At 65.9% G+C, this 8,529-nt stretch carries 5 protein-coding genes; 4 read left to right on the top strand and 1 reads right to left on the bottom strand.

Annotated features, from left to right (window positions below; genetic code table 11):
- The 4 genes from AC1DYX_RS24230 to AC1DYX_RS24215 form a co-directional block, all read left to right on the top strand.
- Window positions 1-466 (top strand): MurR/RpiR family transcriptional regulator (locus AC1DYX_RS24230; protein WP_477263607.1); only part of this gene is annotated, 466 nt, incomplete at its 5' end.
- A 28-nt stretch (window positions 467-494) separates the two neighbouring features.
- Window positions 495-3,245, top strand: a complete 2,751-nt coding sequence (locus tag AC1DYX_RS24225) for a TonB-dependent receptor (protein ID WP_477263605.1) — start codon at window positions 495-497, stop codon at window positions 3,243-3,245.
- Window position 3,246: 1 nt separating this feature from the next.
- A complete protein-coding gene (locus AC1DYX_RS24220; RefSeq protein WP_477263603.1) occupies window positions 3,247-4,485 on the top strand; it encodes a cyanophycinase in 1,239 nt (412 codons plus the stop codon).
- Between the two features lie 298 nt (window positions 4,486-4,783).
- Window positions 4,784-5,311 (top strand): hypothetical protein, encoded by a 528-nt coding sequence (locus AC1DYX_RS24215; protein WP_477263601.1) that lies wholly within the window; start codon window positions 4,784-4,786, stop codon window positions 5,309-5,311.
- Between the two features lie 27 nt (window positions 5,312-5,338).
- On the opposite strand, the gene uvrA is transcribed toward AC1DYX_RS24215, so the two are convergent.
- Window positions 5,339-8,188 carry an excinuclease ABC subunit UvrA gene (gene uvrA, locus AC1DYX_RS24210; protein WP_477263599.1) on the bottom strand — a complete coding sequence of 950 codons (2,850 nt, stop codon included), beginning with the start codon at window positions 8,186-8,188 and terminating at the stop codon, window positions 5,339-5,341.
- Between the last annotated feature and the right edge of the window lie 341 nt (window positions 8,189-8,529).

Below are 8,529 nucleotides of genomic sequence, written 5' to 3'. Positions count from 1 at the left end.
GCATTTGCAGCCGTTCTGCCACCACGTCGTCGAAGCGGCGGCGAGCGGCGGCACCGAAGTCGCGGCGAGCCATCTCGCCACCATCGGCGCGAAGGACGTGCTGGTCGTGATCTCCCTGCCGCGCTACACGCTCGACGCCGTGTCGCTGACGCGGTCCGCGCGCGCCAGCGGCGCCACCGTCGTCTCCATCACGGATTCGCCGGCGTCGCCGCTCGCCGAACTGGGACATCACGTGCTGTACGCGCCCAGCGCGCATCCCGTGCTGCCCAGCAGTTCGAGCGCCGCGCTCGCGWTCATCGAGGCGCTGGCCGTGTCGCTGATGACGTCCAATCCAGCCAACGTGGCCAAGGCGGCCCGCCACACCGAGGCCATTGCCGCCTATCTCTACGGCGCACATCAGATCCGTACCGGCAGCACGCAGAAGAAAGAGGGCGCCCGCAAGCGCCCCGTCCTGAAGAAGTCCTGAGTCACCACCAGACACGAGAGGGAACTGCATGACCAAGCATATTTCGAGAGCCCTGCAACCGACCATCCTGGCGTCGAGCGTCCTTGCCGCCATCAGCCTGCTGGCGCAACAGGCGCACGCGCAGGCGCAGGCGGACGAGCCGAAGATGCAGCGCGTCGAGATCACCGGCTCGTCGATCAAGCGCATCGACACCGAGACCGCGCTGCCGGTGCAGCTGATCACGCGCGAAGACATCGAGAAAATGGGCGCCACGACGGCCGCCGAACTGGTGAAGAACATCAGCGCCAATACGGCCCCGCTGACGGACGGTCCCAGCATCTCGGACGGCACGTCGGGCCAGCGCGGCCTGAACGGCGCCAACCTGCGCGGCCTCGGCGTGTCGTCCACGCTGATCCTGTTGAACGGCCGGCGCCTGGCCAACTTCGCATCGCCCGGCGACAACGCGGGCGTGGACCTGAACAACATCCCGGCCGGCGCGATCCAGCGCGTGGAGGTGCTGAAGGACGGCGCGTCCGCGATCTACGGTACCGATGCCATCGGCGGCGTGATCAACTTCATCACGCGCAAGGATTACCAGGGTGTCGACCTGGCCGCGTCGGCCGCGGGCACCCAGCAGGGCGGCGCCGGCAAGCGCACCCTGAGCCTCAGCGCGGGCACGGGCGATTTGTCCACGGACCGCTTCAACGTGTTCGGCGTGCTCGACGTGCAGCAGCTCGACCGCCTGCGCTCGGGCCAGCGCCGCTTCATCTCGGAACACCCGCTCGCGACCACCTTGCCGGCGCAGATGTCGAGCAATACCTATCCGGCCAATATCGACATCTCGGGCGCGCAGCGTGCCGCGCTGATCTCCGCGGGCCTGCTGCCGGCCGGCAGCACGGCCAGCCGCGTCAATCCGAGCGCGCCGAAGTGCAATCCGCCCGCCACCGTATATGCGGAAAAGGGGCCGGGCGGCGTGGCCGGCTGCAGCTACGACTACATGGAAGACACGGAGATCTATCCGGATTCGCGCAAGATCAGTTTCATTGGCCGCGCCACGTTCCAGCTCAACCCGGACAACCAGTTGTTCGCGGAGCTGGTGCAGAGCGAGGCGAAGACGAAGTACGTGCTGTCGCCGAACCCGGTGCGCATCCGCAGCCTTCCCGTGAGCATCCTGCCGGACGCCTATCGCACGGCGCTGTCGGCGCCCGGCCTGCCGGCCACATTCAGCGGCATCCGTTATCGCATGGAGGAAGCGGGCAACCGCAGCAACGAAGTGACGAGTACCGGACAGCGTCTGCTGCTGGGCGCAACCGGCACCCTGGCCGGCTGGGACTACGATGTCGCGCTGGGCCGTGCCGAAAACCGCGCCGTCGACAAGTACGTGAACGGCTACGTCTTGTACGACCAGTTCGAAGCGGGCGTGCGCGCCGGGACGATCAACCCGTTCGGCCCGTCGCCGCAGGCCGGCCTGGACCTCATCGACAGCATCAAGATCAATGACGAGGCGAGAAAGGCGAAGGGCGTGTCCACTTCGCTCGACGGCAAGATGTCGCGTGCGCTGGCCACCCTGGCCGGCGGCGATCTGGCGCTGGCCGTCGGCGGCGAACTGCGGCACGAGCACCAGACCTTTACGCCGTCGGACCTCCTCCGGTCGAACAACATCGCCGGCGACCGCGACAGCACGATCCCGGCCGGCGAACTGGCCGACGTCGAGACGGCGGACAATACGCGCAAGGTGGCGTCCGTGTTCACCGAGGTCGTCGCGCCGTTCACGAAAGAGCTGGAGATGCAGTTCGCGCTGCGCTGGGACCACTACAGCGAAGTGGGGAACACGACGAATCCGAAGATCGGGCTGCGCTGGCAGCCGCTGCAATCGCTGTTGCTGCGCGCGTCGGCCGGCACGGGCTTCCGCGCGCCGTCGCTGTCGGACCTGAAGCGCCCGACCATCTTCGGCACGACGGCCGGCATCCTCACCGACCCGCAGTGCGTCAAGCAGGAAGGCAGCATCGACACGTGTACCGACCAGTGGGACGTCGAGCGCCGCTCGAACCCGAACCTCAAGCCGGAGAAATCGCGCCAGTTCACGTTGGGCGCCGTGTTCGAACCGGTCAAGCGCACGAGCCTCTCGATCGACTACTGGAACATCGAGAAGCGCGACGTGATCAGCACCCTGGGCGAACAGGTCATCATCGAAAACCCGGYCGCGTACAACGGCAAGTACATCCAGCGCGACGAGGATGGTTTCATCTCCAGCATCCTCCTGATGAAGGAAAACCAGGGCAAGCTCAAGACGTCGGGCTTCGACATCGGCGGCGAATGGCACAGCGAGCGCGGGGCCTGGGGACGGTTCGGCGTCAACCTGTCCGGCACCCTGATCCTGCACTACGACCGCCAGTTCGGTCCTGCGGAACCGTTCCGCAGCAACCTGGGCGTGTTCCTGAATGACCAGGTGATCCAGAAATGGCGCCACCGCGTCAACTTCGAATGGGACAACGGCCCGCTCGCGCTCACCTTGGCGAACCAGTACTCGACCGGCTACACGGACCAGAACACCACGTACGACCCGTACACGGACCAGCTCCTGCCGCCGAACCACGTGAAGTATTACTCGTTGTGGGACCTGACGGGCAGCTGGACGGTCAGCAAGCAGCTCAGGGTCAGGGCCGGCGTGCTGAACCTGTTCAACGCGGATCCGCCGTTCTCGAACCAGGCGTATTTCTTCCTGGCGGGGTATGACCCGAGCTACACGGACCCGCGCGGGCGCAGCGCGTTCGTGAGCGTGAATTATTCGTTCCGCTGACATGTTGAAGCGCCTGTGCTTCGTGCTGGCGCTCGCGGGCGTCAGCGCATGGGCGGCCGCCGCGCCGGACCGTCCCAGGGGCTCGCTCGTCATCATCGGCGGCGGCCTGCGCGTCAACAATGCCGAGGTGTGGGAGCGGATCGTTTCCCTGGCGGGCGGGAAGGGCGCACGCATCGCCGTGCTGCCGACGGCCGCCCAGAACCCGGCGAAGGAGGCGCAACTCACGGCGGACGCGCTGACGCGCTACGGCGCGCGGCCGTTCGTCGTGCCGGTCGCGCCGTTGCTGGCCGGGACGGACGCACGCAAGGCCGCCGACGATCCTGCATTGGCCGATGCCATCCGCAAGGCCGGCGGCGTGTTCTTCACGGGCGGAGATCAAGCCCGCATCACGGGTTCGCTGCGGCATGCGGACGGCAGCAACACGGCCGTGCTGGACGCGCTGTGGGCGCTGTACCGGCGCGGCGGCGTCATCGCGGGCACCAGTGCCGGCGCCGCCATCATGAGCAGTACGATGTTCAACGATCCGCCGCTGGACGTGATGCCGGTGCTGAAGAACGGCGTGGCGGACGGCAAGGACATCGCGCCGGGCCTGGGCTTCATCGGCACCGACGTCTTCGTCGACCAGCACCTGCTCGCGCGCGGCCGCTTCGCGCGCATGCTGCCGGCGATGCTGGCCAAGGGCTATACGCTCGGGCTCGGGATCGACGAGAACACGGCGGCCGTCGTCACGGCGGCGGTCRTCACGGCCGCCTTGGTGGGACCGTCACGTGACGTCACGGTGATCGGCTACCGGGGTGCGCTCGTGCTGGACTTGTCCCAAGCGACTACGGACAGGACGCAGCCCGGCTTCAACCTGTCCAATGCGCGCATCAGCTACCTGGACAGCGGCGACCGCTTCAACCTCGCCACGCGCACGTATGTGCCGGGGCCGGGCAAGGAGCCCGTGGACCGGAAGTTCGTCGAGCACCGTCCACCGATTTTTTATACGGACATCCTCGGCAACACGGCGGTCGCCGACCTGCTGGAGAAGCTCGCGGACAGCGATCTGCAGCGCGCCGTCGGCGTCGCGTTCGAGGGGCCGGACAGCCCGTCGCCGGAACGCGGCTTCGAGTTCACGTTCACGCGCGTGCCGGACAGTGCGGAGTACGTGACGAACCGCGAGGATGCGTATTCGATCTATCGGATCAGGATGGACGTGCGGCCGGTCCGCATTCGCCAGCCGTTCTACACGGCGGAATAGAAACGTGGTTGCTTGACAGCCTCCGGTTGCCGATCAATACTGCACGATGAATTGTTATCGATAACCATCCATCATGCACCACACGCCAAATGCATATGCTCCCCTCGTGGTTGCCTGCCTGATCGCATGCGCGCCCCTGTCTGCCCAAGAGGACGCGGCTGCGCCTGCCCCGGAAGAACAACCGCCGCCGCAAGTCGTGGTCTCGTCCATGAAGGATGCCTACAGGACGGCGTACCGCAATATCCGGAAGGCGCTCACCGCGCAACACGACAACCCGTAGCTAGCGCCGCAGGCGCGCATGCGGTGGGCGCTGTTTGCCAGGGATGGGACACCTGTCACCGCGCCGTTGCCGATCACGATAGCCGGCTCCAACGGTCATATCACCATCCCGCAGGACGGCGATGGCGTCTTCGAATTGCCCGCAGTGGTGCCAGAGCTGGGGGATGATGTCGAGCTGCGCATCGGCGCGAAACGCGGCGACGTGATTCTGGTGTCGCTGGTCGAAACCGAGGGCGTCGATGCGTCCAGCCGCCGGCTCGGCGACCTGCGGCTGGAGTGCGAGATGGGGTGGAGGCTGGAGTACGACGACATACCCTTCGCGCTCAAGGTCGCGATGAAGCTGATGGGGAGCCCGTGCCGCTCGAAGAATTTCGGCATGCCGATCCACGTCCGGCGCAGGCTCAAATCCGCCACCGTCCTGCGTGACGGCCAGCCAGTTGCATTGAAGCTGGGCTGGCGCGCGATGACGTTTTATGCCCCGCTCCATGACGACGCGCTGGGCAACGATACGCCGATCGTGCTCGATTACCGGCGCGACGACCCGTGACGGATCCGCCGCGCCGGCGCGCGCCGTTTACGCCTTGAGCAACGGCTTGAGATACTTGCCCGTGACGCTGTCCGGATTCGCCGCCACGTCTTCCGGCGTGCCGTGCGCGACGATCGTGCCGCCGCCCGCGCCGCCTTCCGGACCCAGGTCGACGATCCAGTCAGCCGTCTTGATGACGTCCAGGTTGTGCTCGATGATGACGAGCGTGTTGCCCTGGTCGCGCAGGCGGTGGATCACCTTCAGCAGCAGGTCGATGTCGGCGAAGTGCAGGCCCGTCGTCGGCTCGTCGAGGATGTACAGCGTGCGGCCGGTGTCGCGCTTGGACAGCTCCAGCGACAGCTTCACACGCTGCGCTTCGCCACCCGACAGCGTGGTCGCGCTCTGGCCCAGCTTGATGTAGCCGAGGCCCACGTCCAGCAGCGTCTGCAGCTTCCTCGCGATGACCGGCACGGGCTTGAAGAACTCGTGCGCGTCCTCGACCGTCATCTCCAGCACCTGGGTGATGTTCTTGCCCTTGTACTCGACTTCCAGCGTCTCGCGGTTGTAGCGCTTGCCGTGGCAGACGTCGCAGGGCACGTACACGTCCGGCAGGAAGTGCATCTCGACCTTGATCACGCCGTCGCCCTGGCACGCCTCGCAGCGGCCGCCCTTGACGTTGAACGAGAAGCGGCCCGCCGAGTAGCCGCGTTCCTTCGCGGTCGGCACCGTCGAGAACAGGTCGCGGATCGGCGTGAACACGCCCGTGTACGTGGCCGGGTTCGAACGCGGCGTACGGCCGATCGGGGCCTGGTCGACCGAGATCACCTTGTCGAAGTGCTCCAGGCCGTGGATGGCGTCGTGCGGCGCCGGTTCCGTCTGCGAACCGTACAGGTGGCGCGACAGCGCCGGGTACAGCGTGTCGTTCACCAGCGTCGATTTACCCGAACCCGACACGCCCGTCACGCAGGTGAGCAGGCCCACCGGCAGCTCCAGCGAGACATTCTTGAGGTTGTTGCCGGTCGCGCCCGTGATGACGAGCTGGCGGTCCGGGTCGGCCTGCGTGCGCTTCTTCGGCACGTGGATCTTCTTCTTGCCGGACAGGTAGGCCGCCGTCAGCGACTCCTTGCTCTTCATGATGTCCTTGAGCGAGCCCTCGGCGATCACGGCGCCGCCGTGCACGCCCGCGCCCGGGCCCATGTCGACGATGTAGTCCGCGGTGCGGATCGCATCCTCGTCGTGCTCGACGACCAGCACGCTGTTGCCGATGTCGCGCAGGTGTTTCAAGGTGGCGATCAGGCGGTCGTTATCGCGCTGGTGCAGGCCGATCGACGGCTCGTCCAGCACGTACATCACGCCCGTGAGGCCGGAGCCGATCTGCGACGCAAGACGGATGCGCTGCGCTTCGCCGCCCGACAGCGTGTCGGCGCTGCGGTCCAGCGACAGGTAGTCGAGGCCGACGTCGTTCAGGAATTTCAGGCGCGCGACGATTTCCTTGATCACGCGCTCGGCGATGTCCTTCTTCGCGCCGGTCAGTTTCAGATCGTCGAAGTAGGTCAGGCAATCGCGCAGCGGCGTCTTCGCGACTTCATAGATGGCGCGCTGCTGCTGGCCGGCGCCGATCTTGACGTAGCGGGCTTCCGTGCGCAGGCGCGCGCCGCCGCAGGACGGGCATTCCTTCTCGTTGATGAATTTCGCCAGCTCTTCCTTCACGGCCATCGAATCCGTCTCGCGGTAGCGGCGCTGCAGGTTGTTCACGACACCCTCGAACGTGTGCTCGCGGATCACCGTGCGGCCACGCTCGTTCACGTAGGCGAACGGCACCGACGTCTTGCCGGAGCCGAACAGCACGACGTCCTGCGCGGGCTTCGGCAGCTGCTCGAACGGCTTGTCGAGATCGAAGCCACAGTGCGACGCGAGGCTCGTCAGCATCTGGAAGTAGAACTGGTTGCGGCGGTCCCACCCCTTCACGGCGCCGGACGCCAGCGACAGGTTCGGGAACGCGACGATGCGCTTCGGATCGAAGAATTCGATATGGCCCAAGCCATCGCATTCCTGGCAGGCGCCCATCGGGTTGTTGAACGAGAACAGGCGCGGCTCCAGCTCCTGCAGCGAATAACCGCAGACGTTGCACGCGAACTTGTTCGAGTAGATGTGCTCCTTCTCCGTGTCCATCTCGTACGCGACGGCGCGGCCGTCGGCGATGCGCAGCGCGGTCTCGAAACTTTCGGCGAGGCGCTGCTTGATCTCGGCATTGACCTTGACGCGGTCGATGACGACGTCGATCGTGTGCTTTTCCGTCTTCTTCAGTTTCGGCAGGTCGTCCACGTCGTAGATCTTGGCCGCGTGCGTGCCGCTCTGGATGCGGAAGCGCACGAAGCCCTGGGCCTGCATCCCTTCGAACAGGTCGCTGTGCTCGCCCTTGCGATTCGCGACGACGGGCGCCAGGATCATCAGCTTGGTACCTTCCGGCATGCCCAGGACGGCATCGACCATCTGCGACACGGTCTGGGCGGCCAGCGGCTCTTCCGGGTGGTCCGGGCAGTACGGCGTGCCGACGCGTGCGTACAGCAGGCGCAGGTAGTCGTGGATTTCGGTGACGGTGCCGACGGTCGAGCGCGGGTTGTGCGACGTCGCCTTCTGCTCGATGGAGATGGCGGGCGACAGGCCCTCGATCATGTCGACGTCCGGCTTTTCCATCAGCTGCAGGAACTGGCGCGCATAGGCGGACAGCGATTCGACGTAGCGGCGCTGGCCTTCGGCGTACAGCGTGTCGAACGCGAGCGACGACTTGCCGGAACCCGACAGGCCGGTGATGACGATCAGCTTGTTGCGCGGCAGGTCGAGGTTGATGTTCTTGAGGTTGTGCGTGCGGGCGCCGCGGATACGGATTTCTTCCATTGTTGTTTGAAGGCTTTCGAATGGTTGCGGGGCCGGCGCACGGGATGCCGATGAGCGGGCCGAACGGGAAAGCGCACTAGTTTACCTGTTTTTATTTACAGTGGTATGCCGGGGTGCGAAAATGTGTGGCGGGCTTGTTGGCTTGATATGACGACTTGTCAATCGCTGCCGCGCCAGGACGACGGGTGCGTTCCGTATGTGGATCGCGGGTGGGGCAATTCAATGGCAGACTGGTCACAAGCCGGGAATTTTTTCGTAGGGTGGGCACCCTGTGCCCACGCGATGCCAACGGTGATGCAAGCGTTACGCGTGGGCACAGGGGTGCCCACCCTACAGAATAT

It is taken from the genome of Massilia sp. P2_C2, from assembly GCF_056404615.1.
The sequence above is the reverse complement of the archived record's forward strand: the minus strand, read 5'-3'. Positions and strand labels throughout refer to the sequence as shown.

What these genes read in the sequence shown, in the direction of transcription:
- uvrA (WP_477263599.1), bottom strand. Translation starts at nt 8,188, where the DNA reads ATGGAAGAAATCCGTATCCGCGGCGCCCGCACGCACAACCTCAAGAAC.
- AC1DYX_RS24215 (WP_477263601.1), top strand. Translation starts at nt 4,784, where the DNA reads ATGCGGTGGGCGCTGTTTGCCAGGGATGGGACACCTGTCACCGCGCCG.